Here is a 17,241-nt window from a genome sequence, read left to right on the forward strand (position 1 = left end):
CACTCTTCACAATCCGAACTTGTTCGTCAGGTGGCGGGAGTGGGATCGGAAACGAGGACAGCTTCGTCCCGTTCACGTTGGCCTGACCAACTTGCTGTGAGACCACTGAGTTGATGTACCGACGCCCCTCAACGCTGTTAATACACAGAGCGACCCAATCCGGATCAACTCCTGGCCAGGGACGACATCGAATTAGATAAGAGGCAAAAGTAGCCTGCCCACTGACGGGGCGATAGACCGCAGCTTTCCCGACAAGCTCTGCACTGTTGGTGCGATTGAACAGGATGTCCCCAGATTTCAGCGCAAGCCTTTTGACATCATCGTGACCCCCTGGAAGATACTTCAGATTCGTCCAGTCGATTTGACCATCCTGAATGTTACCCATACGCAAAACGGGGACGTCGTCGGCAGATGTTTCGAGGTGCGCTTTAGCAGAAGTCCCGTATTCAATAAGCGAGCACAACCTACCCAAGGGTTGAACTGACCAATGGGCAGGTGGTGAAACTTGTCCGCTCAACGGATGGAACGTAATACTCTTACGCTTGCTCCCGAGTGGCGCCGCCCTGGACAGCGCCGCTAGATTTTCGAGTAGGAAGTCAACCGACTCACAAGAATCTTCGGGACTCACCAAACTCCCGCTTTGCGCCTGCTCGACCACAGAGCGCAACAGCGTTCGCGAACGCACTTGGATTTTGCGCATCAGTTCGAAAGAAGCGTCCAGCCGAGAAATGTGACCTTCGAGGGCTTCTACGATGCGACGCTGCTCCGCGGCGGGTGGAACTGGCAGCCTTAGCGAAGCCAAGTAATCACGCGGAACGCGCCTCAACCCAACAGCTCCAGACATGCTTCGCTCTGCGTCACGCCGGATCGAGGTCTGCAGCAGAAAATGAGCAATATACGATGAGGAAACTCCTCGCCGAGGTCGCAATACGTGAAACTCCGTACTGCCTACACCCAAACCATTTCTCAACCCGCGTGCTACTGCGATTTTCCCATTCTCCATGCACGGCGTAACCTTGGCGAAGAGGACATCACCTTCCTGGAATCGGGTCAGAGATTTATTTTTCACATCTCCGTAGAACTTTGATTGATCTGGAGATAGGCGACCCGTTCCGGCTTCTACGGAAGCCATCGGAACGTAAGAGATCTCAGTGTTTTCGTCAGGCGAAGATTCAGGGTGCCTGGGATTTACTTGGCATAGATCTTCGATAGAGGCCCACGCCCACCCCGCCGGAAGTTCCTTCTCGCTCAAGCCAGTTCCCGATTCAGCTCAGTCAACAGATCCAGCGCCGGCTCTTTCCCGCCGAACGCCATCATGAAGCCGCGCCCCTTGCCGCGCTCCGTGAACGGCTCGTGGGCAAGCTCCGCCGGCTCTATGCCGACATCGCTGGCGACGACGTCCCGGATCTTCTCCAGCCACCACAGCTGCTCGTCCGTGAATACGACGCCCGCCTGTCGCTGCCGCAGCAGCCAGCCCTCGAAACGCTCCTCGACCACCGTACGGTACGGGCGGAGCTCACTGTCCGCGCCCAGCTCGTAACGGATCAGGCTGATCAGATCCGGGATGCCCGCCTCGCGGCCCGGGCGGGCCACCGCCTGGTTCAGGTCCTCGTGGAAGCCCCAGAGAACGTTGGGCGTCCAGGCCCGCCTGGAGGCCCGGATCGTCGCCGCGAGTTCCTTGAGGGCGTCCCGGGCCTCGGCCGGGGAGACCGGGTTTCCGCTGCCCAGGGCGAGCCGGATCGCCGCGTTGCGGTCGCGCTGCTTCTTCAGCAGGTCGCCCCACTCGTCCAGGTTCTCGCGGGCGCGCTTCTCGCGCGGGACCTCTTCGACCTCCGTCACGGTGACGGCCGTCGTCTCGTCGTACGTCAGGTCCTTGTCCCGGCGGATCTCCAGGATCTGGCGGCGCAGCTCCGGGTTGCCGGTGAGAACGGCCACGGCGTCCTGCACCAGCCTGCGGGCCGCTTCCGCACCGCCCTGCCGCCTCGCCGTGTCCTGGGCGTCGACGTCCACCGCGTCGACGATTCCGCGGGCGATCTCGGAGAGGGTCGTGCCGCCCGCCGTGTTGGCCAGGAGGTCCCGCTCCTCCGGCTTGAGCTGCTGGCTCAGTCGCGACAGACGCCGCTGGAGGATCTCCGCCTCCTCCGCGCTGATCGACCTCGATCCCGTCTTGTCGAGCAGCTTGGCCAGCGAGACCTGCTTGCCCGTCGCCGGGATCATGGGCCGCGCGTCCACCAGCGGGGAGGTGGTGACGCCCGCCGCGTCGATCAGGACGAAGCGGTCCTTCGTGACGTCGTCGTCGGCGTCCGGGGTGACCTCGCGCAGCTCGGTGGCGTCGATGGTGCGTGCCCCGCGTCCCTTCATCTGCTCGAAGAGGACCGCGCTGCGTACCGACCGCAGGAAGATCACGCACTCCAGGGCCCGTACGTCCGTGCCCGTGGCGATCATGTCGACCGTGACGGCCACCCGCATCCGGGGTGAGTTGCGGAGATCGTTGATCAGGTCGTCGGGGTTGTCGCCGTTCTGACGGCTCTTGTACGTGATCTTCTTTGCGAAGTCGTCGCCGCGCCCGAACACCTCCTTGACCTGCTTGAGCACGTCCTCGGCGTGGTCTTCGCCGACCGCGAAGACAAGGGTCTTGGGGAGTTCCTTGCGGCCCGGGAACCAGCGCTGCCAGTTGTTCTTGTAGGTCGTGAGCACCGCGCGGATCTCATCGACGGTGATCACCGACCGGCCGATCTGGTTGGTGGTGTAGGTGAGGTCGTCGTCGAGTTCCACGTACCGCTGGGCCCTGGTCTTGCGGTCCTTGATCCGGACCGTCGTCCCGGCCTCGATCTTCGCGCCGCCCTGCTCGCGCAGGTCGGTGTTGACGCGGACGATGTCGAAGTCGACGTTGACGCCGTCGGCGACGGCCTGCTCGTAGGTGTACTCGGAGACCGTGTTCTGGTCGAAAAAGCCCCGGGTCTGCGCGGTCGGGGTCGCGGTGAGGCCGACGAGGTGGGCGTCGAAGTAGTCCAGGACGCCTCGCCACAGTCCGTAGATGGAGCGGTGGCACTCGTCCACGACGATCAGGTCGAAGGACTCCGGAGGCACGTCCGGCTGGTACTCGACCTCGATGGGGCGGTCGGTGGCGTAGTTCATCTCGGGGTCGTCACCCGCGCTGTCGGCGGAAGCCGTGCCCGTCTGCTGCTGTCCGGCGTCCGTCGCGTCGTCGCGGGCGTCGTCGTCCGTCAGCTGCTCGCCCTTGAGCAGGGCGTACATTTTCTGGATCGTGCAGATCACGACGGACGAGGTGTCCTGGAGTCCGGCCGCGCCCAACCGGTCGACGTTGTAGAGGTCGGCGAACTTCCTGCCGTCGTCGGGAGTGGTGTAGTTGCGGAACTCCGACAACGCCTGACGACCGAGGTTGTTGCGGTCGACGAGGAAGAGGACACGGCGGGCCCCCGCGTGGCGAAGCAGTCGGTAGGTCTCGGTGACAGCCGTGAAGGTCTTGCCCGCGCCGGTCGCCATGTGGATCAGGGCGCGGGGCCTGTCCTGGGCGAGGGACTGCTCCAGGCCGCTGATCGCATCGATCTGCGCGAGGCGCAGACCGTACGGCTCCAGCTTCGGCATGCGCCGCAGACCGACCCGGAAGGTCGGAGCCCGGCGGTCCTCCGCGCGCTCCATCCAAGCGGCGACGGTCTCGGGACGGTGGAAGGAGAACACCTCGCGGGACCGGGGCTCGGGGTCCAGGCGATTGACGAAGTAGGTCTCGGTTCCGGTGGTGGCGTAGCGGAAGGCGAAGGGCTCGGACTCCCGCCAGACGGCCAGACTGTGCTCCTTCAGCACACCCTTGGCATAGCGCTCGTTCTGGGAGAGGGCGCTGGAGAGGTGGTCCCCCTCGCGCTTGGCCTCGATGACGCCGACGATCCGGCCGTCGACATACAACACGTAGTCCGCGCGTCCGGTCGCGAGGGTGAACTCCCGTACCGCGACGCCCTGTCCGGCGATCGGGTTCAGGTCGGCGCGGTCCTGGACGAGCCAGCCGGCCTCGGCGAGCATGACATCGATCTTCTGCCGGGCCTGGACCTCGTTCAGAGGGGCCGGGCGCTGGGCACGGTGCACGATGGCGTCACGGGCGGCGGCGTTCACCCGGCGCGGCTGCTTGCGGTCGGTCTCGTACTGGGCCTGCTGCGCGGATCGCAGGCTGACGATCTCGGCCTCCATGTCCACGAGCCGGGTGGCCAACGCTGCCTTGGCCTGCTGAGCACTGACCATCAGGGCTTCGGCCTCGGCGCGGGCCCGGCTCTCGGCCGCGAGGCGGTCGGTGGACTCGCTCAGCTTGACCCGGGACTGGGCCAGTGCGTCGCGGTACCCGTCGAGCGCCCGGCGCAGTTCGGCGACCTCCGCCGGGTCCGTGAGTACGGGCATGGCAGGCGGAACGAAGGCCGTGACCGTGCGCTTGCCGGTCAGGGCGCGGTGGTAGAAGACTCCGAGCTCGTAGCAGAGGCGGACGGCCTCGAGGGCGCGGGTGGTGTCGAAGAGGTGGGCGTGCGCGGCCTCGTTGCGGTCGCGGCGGAGCCGGTCGAAGGCGTCGCGCACGGCGGGGGTGAGTGCGCCGATGTCGGTGAGGGCCCGCAGCCGGTCGATCTGCCGGGTGCCCGCGACACGGATGCCCGTACGCGTGACGAGATCCTCGGCCAGCACCTCTCCGAACTGGCCCGCCTGGACCTGGGCGGCGTTCGGATTGCTGAAGACGTTGAGTTCGGCCTGGGCGCCGTACAGGGCGAGGAGCGGCTGATGCTGATACAACACCCCGAAGTTCGGTGATGCCTTGGCCAGGTCCCGAAGCCGGTCGTCCACGCTGTTCCCACCCCACCGGTACATATCGTCAAGATGATCGAGTCTACAAAGTGCAGGAAGAACGGGCCTGGTGTTTGCCAGGTTCTTCATACCGGCGAGGGCCGGTATCGCGGCGGACATCACTTCGGGTCCGGCGCCTCGGATCGGCTCCGCGGAGGCCTGACGACGAACGGCTCCCCGTAGCCTGACCGATGCCCTTGATCAGCCCGGCGTCGAGGTAGCGGCGGAGGCCCCGGATGGTGGCGGGCAGGATCGTCGCGCAGCCCTGACGTATGTGATGCGCTCCAGCACACCTTCGAGGACGGCCATGTCGGGTGTGGAGGTCCCGCCGCACGACATCACGCCGAAGGTGCTGACCGAGACACTCCGGGCGATGAAGCGGGACGGCCCCGTCATCCGTACCCTCCGTTGGGCCGCTCATTGCTCGCACCGATGGCCGCCTGCTGCGCGTGGGCAGCGGAGCGTCTGCCGGAGCTGATGGACTCGCGGAAGGCGTACGAGAACCTCGTCCCCGGGCCGACGGCCGATGAGGGCGGGGCGTTCGCTCCCGGCCGGCTCGCTGCCGGTGGGGGAGCACCTCGTCCGGCGCCGTGGCGACATCGTGGCCCGCGACCTGGGCCCGCCCGCCGTCGGCGGCGATGAGCATGGACAGGATCTGCACAGTGGTGGACTTGCCGGCGCCGTTCGGCCCGAGCAGGGCGAACACGGTGCCGGAGGGGATCCGCAGATCGATGCCGATGCCTCCGGCAGCGGAGCCCCCGGACATACGAAACGGGGCCCGGTCGAATCGACCGGACCCCCCTCGCTTTCCCCCTCCGTCAGGGCTTCCCGATCCCCCAGATCCCTCCCCGGAAGCACCCGACGCCAGATACGACTCGGCGGGGTGCCGAACGGTTGCACGCCTTGACGATCTCTTTACCCTGGAGGCAAAGGGGCTTGTCAGCAGGCGTGTTCGGCGTATCGGGCGGCCACTTCGGCGAGGACCTCGGCGCCGTCGCGGGCCCAGAGGTCCTCGTTGAAGATCTCCACCTCGATCGGGCCGTCGAAGCCGGTGGCCTCGACGAGCGAGCGGAAGGACCGGAAGTCCACCGCGCCGTCGCCGAGTTGGCCCCGGCCGAGCAGGACCCCGGCCGGGAGCGGGGTGATCCAGTCGGCCAGCTGGAAGGAGTGGATGCGGCCGCCCGCACCCGCGCGGGCGATCTGCGCGGGCGCCTGGTCGTCCCACCAGATGTGGTACGTGTCGACGACCACGCCGACCTGTTCGGCCGGGAAGCGCTCCGCGAGGTCCAGGGCCTGGGACAGGGTGGAGACGACGCAGCGGTCCGAGGCGAACATCGGGTGCAGCGGTTCGATCGCGAGGCGCACGCCGCGTTCGGCCGCGTACGGGGCCAGGTCCGCCAGGGCGTCCGCGACGCGTTCGCGGGCGCCGTTCAGGTCCTTGCTGCCCGCCGGGAGTCCGCCGGAGACCAGGACCAGGGTGTCCGTGGACAGGGCCGCCGCCTCGTCGATCGCGGCGCGGTTGTCGTCCAGGGCGCGGGCCCGTTCCGCCGGGTCGAGCGCGGTGAAGAAACCGCCCCGGCAGAGGCTGGTGACGGCGAGGCCGTGGTCGGCGAGGAGGGCGGCGGTGCGCTCGAGGCCGTACTCCTGGACGGGGCCCCGCCACAGGCCGACCTTGTCGATGCCCGCCTTCGCGCAGCCCTCGGCCAGTTCGGGCAGCGACCACTGCTTGATGGTCTCCTGGTTGATGGAGAGACGGCCGTCGCTCATCGGGTGCCTCCGTTGACCGCGAGAAGGGTGCGCATGCGGGACTCGGCCAGTTCCGGGTCGGGGAACAGGCCCAGCCGGTCGGCGAGTTCGTACGCCTTCGCCAGGTGCGGCAGCGAGCGGGCGGACTGCAGGCCGCCGACCATGGTGAAGTGGTCCTGGTGGCCGGCCAGCCAGGCGAGGAACACCACGCCCGTCTTGTAGAAGCGGGTGGGGGCCTGGAAGAGGTGGCGGGACAGTTCGACCGTGGGGTCGAGGAGGTTCCGGAACCCCTGGACGTCGCCGGTGTCCAGCACCCGTACCGCGTGGGCGGCCAGCGGGCCCAGCGGGTCGAAGATGCCGAGCAGGGCGTGGCTGAAGCCCTGGTCGTCGCCCGCGATCAGCTCGGGGTAGTTGAAGTCGTCGCCGGTGTAGCAGCGCACCCCGCCCGGGAGGCGGCGGCGGACGTCGATCTCGCGCTCCGCGTCGAGCAGGGAGATCTTGATGCCGTCGACCTTGTCCGGGTGTTCGGCGATGACCTTCAGGAACGTGTCGGTGGCGGCGTCGAGGTCCGAGGAGCCCCAGTAGCCGTCCAGCGCGGGGTCGAACATCGGGCCCAGCCAGTGCAGGACGACCGGTTCGGACGCCTGGCGCAGCAGGTGCGCGTACGTCTCCAGGTAGTCCTCGGGCCCCTTTGCCGCGGCGGCGAGCGCGCGGGAGGCCATCAGGATGGCCTGGGCGCCGCTCTCCTCGACGAGGGCGAGCTGCTCCTCGTACGCGGCGCGCACCTCGGTGAGCGAGGCGGGCCCGGCGGGGAGCTGGTCGGTGCCGACGCCGCAGGCGATGCGGCCGCCGACCGCCTTCGCCTCGGCGGCGGAGCGGCGGATCAGTTCGGCCGCGCCCGCCCAGTCCAGGCCCATGCCGCGCTGGGCGGTGTCCATCGCCTCGGCGACGCCCAGGCCGTGCGACCAGAGGTGGCGGCGGAAGGCGAGGGTGGCGTCCCAGTCGACGGCCGCCGGGGAGTCGGGGCTGATGTCGGCGTACGGGTCGGCGACGACGTGGGCCGCCGAGAAGACCGTGCGGGAGGCGAGCGGGCTGCCGCCGGGTGCCAGGTCGAGCGGGGTGGTGCGGGGCTCGTACGGGCCCTGCGGGAGGTGGATGGTCATAACGCGGATCAGCTCCGGGGCGCGGTGCGGGAGTCGGGTCGTCGCGGGGAAGGTCCCGGGCTCCGGGACGGACGGGCGGCCGTCCCGGAAGCGGATCCGGGACGGCCGTGCGGGAGGGCGGTCCTCACAGGGACAGCTCGGGGACGTCGAGGCGGCGGCCCTCCGCGTGGGACTTCAGGCCCAGCTCGGCGAGCTGCACGCCGCGGGCGCCGGCCATCAGGTCCCAGGTGTACGGCTCGTCGAGCACGACGTGGCGCAGGAAGAGCTCCCACTGGGCCTTGAAGCCGTTGTCGAAGACGGCGTTGTCGGGGACTTCCTGCCACTGGTCGCGGAAGGACTCGGTGACCGGGAGGTCGGGGTTCCAGACCGGCTTGGGGGTGGCCGAGCGGTGCTGGACGCGGCAGTTGCGCAGGCCGGCGACGGCGGAGCCGTGCGTGCCGTCCACCTGGAACTCGACGAGCTCGTCACGGTTGACGCGGACCGCCCAGGAGGAGTTGATCTGCGCGACCGCGCCGCCCTCCAGCTGGAAGACGCCGTACGCGGCGTCGTCGGCGGTGGCGGCGTACGGCTTGCCCTGCTCGTCCCAGCGCTGCGGGATGTGCGTCTGGACGTGCGCCTGGACGGTGGTGACCCGGCCGAACAGCTCGTGGAGCACGTACTCCCAGTGCGGGAACATGTCGACGACGATGCCGCCGCCGTCCTCCGCGCGGTAGTTCCAGGACGGGCGCTGGGCCTCCTGCCAGTCGCCCTCGAAGACCCAGTAGCCGAACTCGCCGCGCACGGAGAGGATCTCGCCGAAGAAGCCGCCGTCGATGAGGCGCTTCAGCTTCAGCAGGCCCGGCAGGAAGATCTTGTCCTGGACGACGCCGTGCTTGATGCCGGCGTCGCGGGCGATGCGGGCCAGCTCCAGGGCGCCCTCGACGTCCGTGGCGGTGGGCTTCTCGGTGTAGACGTGCTTGCCCGCCGCGATCGCCTTCTTGATCGCCTCGACCCGGGCCGAGGTGACCTGGGCGTCGAAGTAGATGTCGATGCTGTCGTCGGCGAGCACCGCGTCGAGGTCGGTGGACCACTCGGTCAGGCCGTGCTTGGCGGCCAGCTCCTCCAGCGCGTGGGCGCGGCGGCCGACCAGCACGGGCTCGGGCCACAGCACGTCCCCGTCGCCGAGGTCGAGGCCGCCCTGCTCGCGGATCGCGAGGATCGAGCGCACCAGGTGCTGCCGGTACCCCATGCGACCCGTGACGCCGTTCATGGCGATGCGCACTGTCCTGCGTGTCACGAAACTTCCTCCATGCAACCGTAGCAAGCGCTTTCTATCGGTGATGACGCTAGCCTGCCGACAGCAATCCGGACAAGAGGGGGCTCCCCCGCATCTCCTCCCGCTCCCCGTCCCCCCTCGTCACTCCTCGGAGGAAAGCGATGACAGTCACCCTGGCGGATGTGGCGGCTCGCGCCCGGGTGTCCCCGGCGACCGTGTCCCGCGTGCTGAACGGCAACTACCCCGTGGCCGCCTCCACCCGGGAACGGGTGCTGCGCGCGGTGGACGAGCTGGACTACGTGCTCAACGGCCCGGCGAGCTCGCTCGCGGCGGCCACGTCCGACCTGGTCGGCATCCTGGTCAACGACATCGCCGACCCGTTCTTCGGGATCATGGCGGGGGCGGCGCAGACCGAGATCGGCGGGCCGGGGGACGGTTCGGGCCGGGCCGGCGGCGAGAAGCTCGCCGTGGTCTGCAACACCGGCGGCTCGCCCGAGCGCGAGCTCACCTACCTCACCCTGCTCCAGCGCCAGCGCGCCGCGGCCGTGGTGCTGACCGGGGGTGCCGTGGAGGACCCGGCGCACCGGGCCGCGATGTCCGCCAAGCTGACCCGGCTCGCGGACGCGGGCACCCGGGTGGTGCTGTGCGGGCGGCCCCCGCTGCCGGACAACGAGGCGGTCGTGGCCACGCTGGCCTTCGACAACCGGGGCGGGGGCCGTCGCCTCACCGAGCACCTGCTCGCGCTGGGCCACCGGCGGATCGGCTACGTCGCGGGCCCCTCGGAGCGCACGACGACCCGCCACCGCCTGGAGGGACACCTGAAGGCGATGCGCGCGGCGGGGCTCGTCGGCGACGGTACGGACACGGGGACGCAGCCGCCCGGCGGGTACGGGGAACGGCCCGTCGGCGACGGTACGCACACGGGGGCACGTCCGCCCGGCGGGTACGAGGAACGGCTCGTCGTCCACGGCCCCTACGACCGGCGGTCGGGCTACGAGGCCACGGTCGAACTCCTGCGCCGCGAACCGGAGGTGACGGCCGTCGTCGCCGCGAACGACACGGTGGCCCTGGGCGCGAGCGCGGCGATCCGGGACCGCGGGCTGCGCATCCCCGAGGACGTCTCGGTGGCGGGCTTCGACGACCTGCCGTTCTCGGTGGACGCGGTGCCGGCGCTGACGACGGTACGGCTGCCGCTCTTCGAGGCGGGGGCCCGGGCGGGGCGGCTGGCCATGGGCAAGGAGACCCCGCCGCCCGGCGGAATCGCCACGATCCCGGCCGAGTTGATGGTCCGCGGCTCGACGGCGCCGCCGCGGGGGCGGTGAGCGGGCGGAAGGTCCTGTGACGGCCCCGGACACGGCCACGACACTTCTGGACGCGGCCTCAACCGGGGCTGGACCGGGGCCAGTTCGATGATGGACCGGGGCTGGACCGGGGCCCGTTCCGGTCTCCGTCCGGGTTCCGGCAGAAAGATGGGGGCGTTGCCCCCATGCCTTGCGGAGCCTCCACCGGAAGGATGGGGTTCGGCGGACCGGTCGATGCCGGCGCCGGACCGAGGAGGTGCGATGACGGAGATCGATACGGGCGCCGACGAACGGCTGTGCGTCTCTTCCGCGTCACGCCCGTCCGCGGCAGCGGGACACCCCGCCGATGCGGTCGGCCTGCTGGAGGCCGAGCGGCCCTCGATGCCCGCGGCCTCCGGACCCCCCGGGCCCCCCGGGGTCTCCTGGGCGGACGACCGGTGGTGGCGGCCCGCGCTGACCGAGGAGCGCTCCCGCGCCCGTACCCCGGACTGGGCGCTGTTCGTCCAGGACGCGGTCTCCGCCGCCCCCGAGAGGGCGGAGATCGCCGACGGGGAGGACCGGCCGGGGCTGCGCGGGTTCGAGTGCGTCCTCGCCCCGTTCACCGCCTGCGCGGCGCGACGGATGCTGGACGGGTTGCCGCCCCGGGTGGGCCGGTGCACCGATCTGGACGCCGTGCGCGACGACTTCGAGCGCCATCTGGCCCGGCGGCTCGCCCGGCTCGCCGCCCGGACCCTGGTCCTGGAGCTGCACACGGCGCGGCGGGGCGGCCGGCTCGCCGGGGCGGCCCCCGAGGACCGGTTCACGGACTTCCTGCGGCTGACCGGTTCCCGGTCCGGGCTGGCCGCGCTCTGCACCGCGTACCCCGTACTGGCCCGGATCCTGGCGCGTGCCGCGCTCGACGCCGCCGCCGCGCTGACCGAGATGCTCGTACGGTTCGCCGCGGACCGTCCGGTGCTGCCGGGCGTCCGCACCGCCCCCGGAGGAACCCCGTCCCAGGGGGCTTCCTCCGGGGCGGGCGCGGGCGCCGGGCGGCTGGTGGGGGTCGTGCCGGGGGCCGGGGACGGTCACCGGGGCGGGCGCACCGTGATGCTGCTCCGGTTCGAGGACGGCGCCCGGCTGGTCTACAAGCCTCGCCCGCTCGCCGCGCACCGGCACTTCAACGAACTGGTCCAGTGGTTCAACGCGCTGCCCGGCACGCCCGGTCTGCGTACGCTCGCCCTGCTGGACCGGGGGTCGTACGGCTGGGTGGAGTTCGTCGCGGAACGGCCCTGCCGCTCGGCCCGTCAGGTCGAGGTCTTCTACCGGCGCCAGGGGGCCCTGCTGGCCCTGCTGCACGCGCTGGACGGCACCGACCTGCACCACGAGAACCTGATCGCGGACGGGGAGCACCCGGTGCTCGTCGACGTGGAGACGCTGTTCCACCCGCCGCTGCCCGCCGCGGGTTCGGACGATCCGGCGGCCCGCGCCCTGCACGACTCGGTGCACCGGGTGGGGCTGCTGCCGCAGCTGCTCGTCGGGGACGAGACGGCGCTCGACATGTCCGGCATCGGCGGCGGGCAGGCGGCCGAGTCCCCGGTGCGCAGCCCCGACTGGGCCGACGCGGGGACCGACCGGATGCGGCTGGTGCGCCGGACGGCCCGGTTCGGCGAGTCGGCCAACCGGCCCCGGCTGACCAGGACGCCCGCCGACCCGTCCGCCTTCACCCGCGCGCTGTGCGCCGGATTCCGCGCCGGCTACACCGCGATCAAGGCGGCCCGTACTGAACTCCTGTGTCCCGGCGGGCTGTTGGAGCGTTTCGCGCACGACGAGGTGCGGGTGGTGGCGCGGCCCACCTGGGTGTACTCCTCGCTCCTGGACGAGTCCACGCACCCGGACCTGATGAGGGACGCCGCCGAACGGCACGAGGTGCTCGCGCTGCTGGGCACCGACGTCCTGGGCTCCTCCGCGCTGCCCGGCCTGCTGGACGAGGAGATCGCCCAGCTCTGGGCGGGGGACGTGCCCCTGTTCACCGCCCTGCCCGAACGCACCGACCTGTGGGGCGGGAACGGCCGGCTGCTGCCCGGGACGCTCGCCAGGACCGGGCTGTCCCTGGTCCGGGAGAAGCTGGCGGCCATGGACACGGTGGACCGGCAGGACCAGGAACGGATCATCCGCGCCGCGATGGTGACCACCTCCCGCGAACCCGCCCACTCCCCCGGTCCCGGCCCGCGCCGGGCCCGTACGGCCGCGACCGCGCCGGAGCCGGAGCAGCTGCTCGCGGCGGCCCGTTCGGTCGGCGACCAGCTGGTCTCCCAGGCCTACTCCGGGCCCACCCGGCTGAACTGGATCGGTCTGGAGCTGCTCGGCGAGCGCTACTGGCGGCTGGGCCCGATGGCCGCCGACGTGGCGGGCGGCTACACCGGTACGGCGTGCTTCCTCGCCCAGCTCGCCTCGCTCACCGGGGCGGACCGGTACGCGGCGGCCGCCCGGGACGCGCTGGCGCCCCTCGCCGGGCTGCTGGACTCGCTGCACGCACGCCCGGACGACCTGGGCCCGGTGGGCTCGGGCGCGTTCGCCGGGCTCGGCGGGATCGCGTACGTACTGGCCCAGGTCTCGGACACGCTGGACGACCCGCGCCTCGGTGAACTGGTGCTGCCCGCACTGCGGTTGACCGGTGCCGCGGCGAGTGCCGAGAGCGAGTACGGGGTGCGCGGGGGCACGGCCGGCGGGCTGGTCGGTCTGCTCGCCGGGTACCGGACCACCGGACGGGCCGATGTGTGGCGCGGGGCGGAACGCTGCGCCGGGCTGCTGCGCGAGGCGCCGTTGCCGGACGCGCCGGGGTTCGCCGACGGGTCCGCCGGGATCGGCTGGGCGCTGCTGCGCTTCGCCGAGGCGGGCGGTGGCGAGCCGTACCGCGCCTCGGGGCTCGCCGCGCTGCGGGCCGCGACCGGTGCGGTGGGGCCGGACGTCTCCTGGTGCCGGGGCCGGACGGGCGTGGCGCTGGCCGTGCTGGACAGCCCGGCGGCGCGGGCCGACCCGGCGCTGTCCGCCTGGGCGCGCGAGGCGGCGGCGGACATCGCACGGTCCGAGCCGCCGCCGGACGACAGCCTGTGCCACGGCGAGCTCGGCGTCCTCGAACTGCTGCGCCTCGGCGAGCCCTCGGGTGCGCGCACCCGGTGGGTGGAGCGGGCCGGGGCGCTGCTCGCGGCGGCCGACCGGGCGAAGCCGCGCTGCGGCACCCCCGGTCAGGTACCGCACCCGGGGCTGCTGACCGGGCTCGCGGGCATCGGGCACGGGCTGCTGCGGGCGGGCTTCCCCGACCGGGTGCCGTCGCTGCTGCTGCTCGCCGGGCCCACCGCACCCGTCACACCCGCCTCATCCCACTGACCACCAGCCGCACTCCACTGACCACTCGCCCGCCCCGTACCGTCCCTCCTCCCCGTCCCATCCGTCCCTTCTCCCCCCGTCCGTCCTACCCGTCCCTCCTCCTCCGTTCCTCCTTCCTCGCACCGCTCATCACCACACGGTTCACGGAACGACAACCCCCTACAGAAGAGGCAGAGATCATGCAGAGCACCGAAGCTTCCGCCATCCTCTCCACCGACGCCATGGACGACTTCGCCGACGAGCACCCCGCCGGCAGGATCACCCTGGGCGCGGGCGGCAGACTCGGTCTGCGCAGCAGCATCCTCAGCTCCACCGACGGCAACATCGGCTCCACCACGGACCTGCCGTGGACCACCATGACCTGGAACTGACTTAACTCCTTTTCAGATCAAGACATTTGACGCGCTGACCAGCGGGCGGTGCCTCGAGTAGCCTGCGTACATGCGTGCCACTTCGTCGGTGATTGTCGGGCGAGCCGCTGAGACCGGCCTGCTGAGCGACGCCCTGGACGCCGCCTCGCGGTGTTCGGGGCGTGCGGTCTTCTTCGTGGGGGACGCGGGCATCGGCAAATCACGGCTGGCCGGCGAGTGCGCCTACCGGGCGTACGAGCGCGGCATGCCGGTGCTGCGCGGCAGGGCCACGTCGACCGGGCTCGTGGTGCCGTTCCGCCCGCTGATCGAGGCGCTGTCCTCCCGGTTCCGGGCGGCCGGCACGCCCACCGACCCGGAGCTGGACCCCTACCGTCCGGCGCTGGCCCGGCTGGTGCCGGAGTGGCGCCAGGGCTCCTCCCCCGGCTATCCGGAGACGGTGATAGAGCTGGCGGAGGCGCTGCTGCGGCTGCTGTCGGTGCTCGGCCAGGAGCACGGGTGCGTGATCCTGCTGGAGGACCTGCACGACTCCGACACCGAGACGATCGCGGTGGTGGAGTACGTCATCGACAACGTGGCGGACCTGCCGGTGCTGCTGCTGGGGACTTTGCGTCCGGAGCCCGGCGTCGCCCTGGACCTGGTGCGTTCGGCGGAGCGGCGGCAGGTCGCCACCGTGCGCGAGCTGGCCCCGCTCGGCGACGCGGACGTGCGGGAGATGACCGCCTCGTGCCTGGAGGCCGCCCCGGACGAGGTGCCGCGGACCACCCACGAACGGCTGGCGGGGCGGGCGGGCGGCAATCCGTATCTGGTCGAGGTGCTGCTCGCCGACCTGCTCGACTCCGGCCAGTTGCGCCGCGCCGGCGACCGGTGGGAGGAGCACGTCAACCCGGACGCGTCGGTGCCGACCGGGGTGGTGCGCAGCTGGTCGCGACGGCTGGACCGGTTCGACGAACCGGTGCGCGAACTGCTCCTGTGCGCGGCCACGTTGGGAAACCGGTTCTCGGTGACCGTGCTCCAGACCGTCACCGGGTTCGACGACCGTACGCTCTTCAGCCATCTGCGTTCCGCCGTCGAGGCGAACATCATCGCCCCCGACGGGGCGGACCCCGACCGCTACACCTTCCGGCACGCGCTGACCGCCGAGGCGCTGGTGGCCTCGCTGGCACCGGCCGAGCGGGCCGCCACGGCCCGTCGCGCGGCCCTGTCGCTGGCCGCCGTGGTACATGAACTCGGTGACGAGCAGCGTCAGTTGATGGCTACTTTGCAACTTGCCGGGGGTGACCGGCACGGTGCCGCCCGGCAGTTCGCCGCCGTCGGCCGCCGGATGCTGACGTCGGGTGCGTCCGGTTCCGCGGTCACCCTGCTGGAACGGGCCCGTTCGCTCGCCCACGAGGGCGATCTGCGGAGCATCACGGAATCGCTCGCGGTCGCCCATGCCGAGGCCGGCGAGCTCGACACGGCCCTGGCGCTGACCGGGGAGCTTCCGCCGGTGCCCCCGCGCTCCGAGGCCTCCGAGCAGCGCGGGGAGACCCACATCCGGATCGCCTGGGCGGCCGTGATGGCGGAACGGATGGAGGAGGCGGCCGGGCAGATCCGGGCCGCGCGGGCCGTTCTCGGTACGGCCATCCGCCCCGAGCAGCAGGCGGCGCTCGACGTGGTGGACGGCCATCTGGCCCTGCTGCCCGGCCATGTCGACCACGGGCAGCGGGCACGCGCGCAGGACACGGCGCGCCGGGCCGCGGCCGTCGCGGAGGAACGCAGCCTTCCCGTGGTGGCGTGCCAGGCGTGGCAGTTGCTGGCCCTGCTGTCCCGGGAGCGCGGCTTCGACGAGGCCGACGCGTGCCTGGAGCGGATGCTCGCGGTGTCCGAGCAGCACTCCCTGCCGGTGTGGCGGGTGGAGGCGCTGGTCCGGCTCGGCGCCAACACGTTCATGCGCACCGGCGACCCGGCCCGGCTGGAGACGGCCCGTACCGCCGCCCAGTCGCTGGGTGCGCTGGTGCCGACCCAGACCGTGGACGGGCTGCTCGCCATGAACGCGGTGATGCGCGGCGAGTGGGACGGGGCGCACGAGATCATCGAGCGTTCGGTGGCCGCCAGCGCACGGGTCCGCAACCTGGGGGCGCACCGCTACCTGCTGCTGGCCTCGGCGACGCTCGCCGCGCACCGGGGCCGAAGACGGGACCTGGACCGGGCCATGGTCCGGTTCCGCCGGGCGGGCGGCGAGGAGTCCTTGCTCGTACCGCTGCAACTGGGGCTGTGCCGCGCCTTCGCGGCGCTGCTGGAGGAGGACCGCGAGCGGGCGCTGGCCGACCTCGACGCCTCGCTGGCCTGGGAGCGCGAGAACCCCAGTTTCTTCTATCTGAGCGGGCGTTACGGCCTGCGTCCGCTGCTGCGGGTCCTCGACGGGCAGGACGGCCGGGCGGAGCTCGGCTCGATCCTGGAGAGCCCCGGCGCGGACCTGGCGTGGAACCAGCTGTTCCTGCGGCTGGCCGACGGTGTCCTGCACGGCCGGGAGGGCGACGCGGAGTGTGCCGCCCGGACGGTCCGCTCCGCCGTCGCCGACGCCGTCGCCTTCCCCCTCGCCCGCCATCTGGGGCTGCGGCTGGTCGCGGGCGCGGCGCTCGCCGAGAAGTGGGGCGAGCCGGTGGGGTGGCTGCGGGCGTCGGAGGAGTACTTCTACGGGGCGGGCATCCAGCCGGTCGCGGCGGCGTGCCGGGCGGAGCTGCGGCAGGCGGGGGCCAGCGTCGGGCAGCACCGGGGCGGCTGGGACCGCATTCCGGCCGCCCTGCGGACGAGCGGTGTGACGCCGCGCGAGTACGAGGTCTTCGTCCTGCTGGCGGAACGGCCGGGCAACCAGCAGATAGCCCGGCGGCTGTCCATCTCGCCACGCACGGTGGAGAAGCACATGGCGAGCCTGCTGAACAAGACGGGACGCGCGGACCGGGCGGCCCTGTGCGAGTTCTCCGCCGAGTGCGCGGCGGAACGCGACTGAACGACGGAGCGCACCCGGACGACGGCGGGATGACGGATCGGGGGCGGGTTGAGGAGGGGTAGCGGGGGGCGAGATGAGGGGGCGGGGTGGCGAGGTGACGGGGTGATGGGGTGATGGGGTGATGGGCGGTGGTTCGAGAGGCCCGTGATGTCCGCGTCAGGCACGGAATACGGGTGTGCGGGCCCAACATGGGGGTGCGGAGCGGTTTTGG

8 protein-coding genes and 2 pseudogenes are annotated in these 17,241 nt (G+C 71.4%); 4 read left to right on the plus strand and 6 right to left on the minus strand.

Annotated elements, in window-relative coordinates; all coding sequences use genetic code 11:
* Nucleotides 1–16: 16 nt before the first annotated feature.
* The 6 genes and pseudogenes from OCT49_RS40070 to OCT49_RS10785 form a co-directional block, all read right to left on the minus strand.
* Nucleotides 17–1,252: pseudogene (locus OCT49_RS40070) on the minus strand (restriction endonuclease subunit S); the annotation flags it as partial.
* The gene (locus tag OCT49_RS10765) at nucleotides 1,249–4,839 is read right to left on the minus strand and encodes a DEAD/DEAH box helicase family protein (protein ID WP_283851664.1); all 3,591 of its coding nucleotides are present in this window, start codon (nucleotides 4,837–4,839) and stop codon (nucleotides 1,249–1,251) included. The gene OCT49_RS10765 and the pseudogene OCT49_RS40070, both read right to left, overlap by 4 nt.
* 574 nt (nucleotides 4,840–5,413) lie before the next feature.
* Nucleotides 5,414–5,605, minus strand: a pseudogene (locus OCT49_RS10770) (ATP-binding cassette domain-containing protein); the annotation flags it as partial.
* Nucleotides 5,606–5,778: 173 nt separating this feature from the next.
* Nucleotides 5,779–6,606, minus strand: coding sequence for a sugar phosphate isomerase/epimerase family protein (locus OCT49_RS10775; protein WP_283851665.1), 828 nt, complete (start codon nucleotides 6,604–6,606; stop codon nucleotides 5,779–5,781).
* Nucleotides 6,603–7,748 (minus strand): dihydrodipicolinate synthase family protein, encoded by a 1,146-nt coding sequence (locus tag OCT49_RS10780; RefSeq protein ID WP_283851666.1) that lies wholly within the window; start codon nucleotides 7,746–7,748, stop codon nucleotides 6,603–6,605. Before OCT49_RS10780 ends, OCT49_RS10775 begins: the two co-directional genes overlap by 4 nt.
* A gap of 124 nt (nucleotides 7,749–7,872) precedes the next feature.
* Nucleotides 7,873–9,024 carry a Gfo/Idh/MocA family protein gene (locus tag OCT49_RS10785; protein WP_283851667.1) on the minus strand — a complete coding sequence of 384 codons (1,152 nt, stop codon included), beginning with the start codon at nucleotides 9,022–9,024 and terminating at the stop codon, nucleotides 7,873–7,875.
* A gap of 140 nt (nucleotides 9,025–9,164) precedes the next feature.
* Here OCT49_RS10785 and OCT49_RS10790 point away from each other — a divergent pair, with 140 nt between their 5' ends.
* From OCT49_RS10790 to OCT49_RS10805, 4 genes are all read left to right on the plus strand, one after another.
* Nucleotides 9,165–10,325, plus strand: a complete 1,161-nt coding sequence (locus tag OCT49_RS10790; RefSeq protein WP_283851668.1) for a LacI family DNA-binding transcriptional regulator — start codon at nucleotides 9,165–9,167, stop codon at nucleotides 10,323–10,325.
* A 240-nt stretch (nucleotides 10,326–10,565) separates the two neighbouring features.
* On the plus strand, nucleotides 10,566–13,670 hold the full coding sequence (locus tag OCT49_RS10795; protein ID WP_283851669.1) for a type 2 lanthipeptide synthetase LanM family protein: 3,105 nt from the start codon (nucleotides 10,566–10,568) through the stop codon (nucleotides 13,668–13,670).
* Between the two features lie 179 nt (nucleotides 13,671–13,849).
* Complete coding sequence (locus tag OCT49_RS10800; RefSeq protein WP_283856035.1) at nucleotides 13,850–14,041, plus strand: hypothetical protein; 192 nt, start codon at nucleotides 13,850–13,852, stop codon at nucleotides 14,039–14,041.
* Between the two features lie 70 nt (nucleotides 14,042–14,111).
* Entirely contained in the window at nucleotides 14,112–17,030 is a 2,919-nt protein-coding gene (locus OCT49_RS10805; protein ID WP_283851670.1) for an ATP-binding protein, read from the plus strand.
* The last annotated feature ends 211 nt before the right edge of the window (nucleotides 17,031–17,241 follow it).

This window comes from Streptomyces sp. ML-6, from assembly GCF_030116705.1.
Classification (GTDB): Bacteria; Actinomycetota; Actinomycetes; order Streptomycetales; family Streptomycetaceae; genus Streptomyces.

What these genes read in the sequence shown, in the direction of transcription:
- OCT49_RS10775 (WP_283851665.1), bottom strand. Translation starts at nt 6,606, where the DNA reads ATGAGCGACGGCCGTCTCTCCATCAACCAGGAGACCATCAAGCAGTGG.
- OCT49_RS10780 (WP_283851666.1), bottom strand. Translation starts at nt 7,748, where the DNA reads ATGACCATCCACCTCCCGCAGGGCCCGTACGAGCCCCGCACCACCCCG.
- OCT49_RS10790 (WP_283851668.1), top strand. Translation starts at nt 9,165, where the DNA reads ATGACAGTCACCCTGGCGGATGTGGCGGCTCGCGCCCGGGTGTCCCCG.
- OCT49_RS10795 (WP_283851669.1), top strand. Translation starts at nt 10,566, where the DNA reads ATGACGGAGATCGATACGGGCGCCGACGAACGGCTGTGCGTCTCTTCC.
- OCT49_RS10800 (WP_283856035.1), top strand. Translation starts at nt 13,850, where the DNA reads ATGCAGAGCACCGAAGCTTCCGCCATCCTCTCCACCGACGCCATGGAC.
- OCT49_RS10805 (WP_283851670.1), top strand. Translation starts at nt 14,112, where the DNA reads ATGCGTGCCACTTCGTCGGTGATTGTCGGGCGAGCCGCTGAGACCGGC.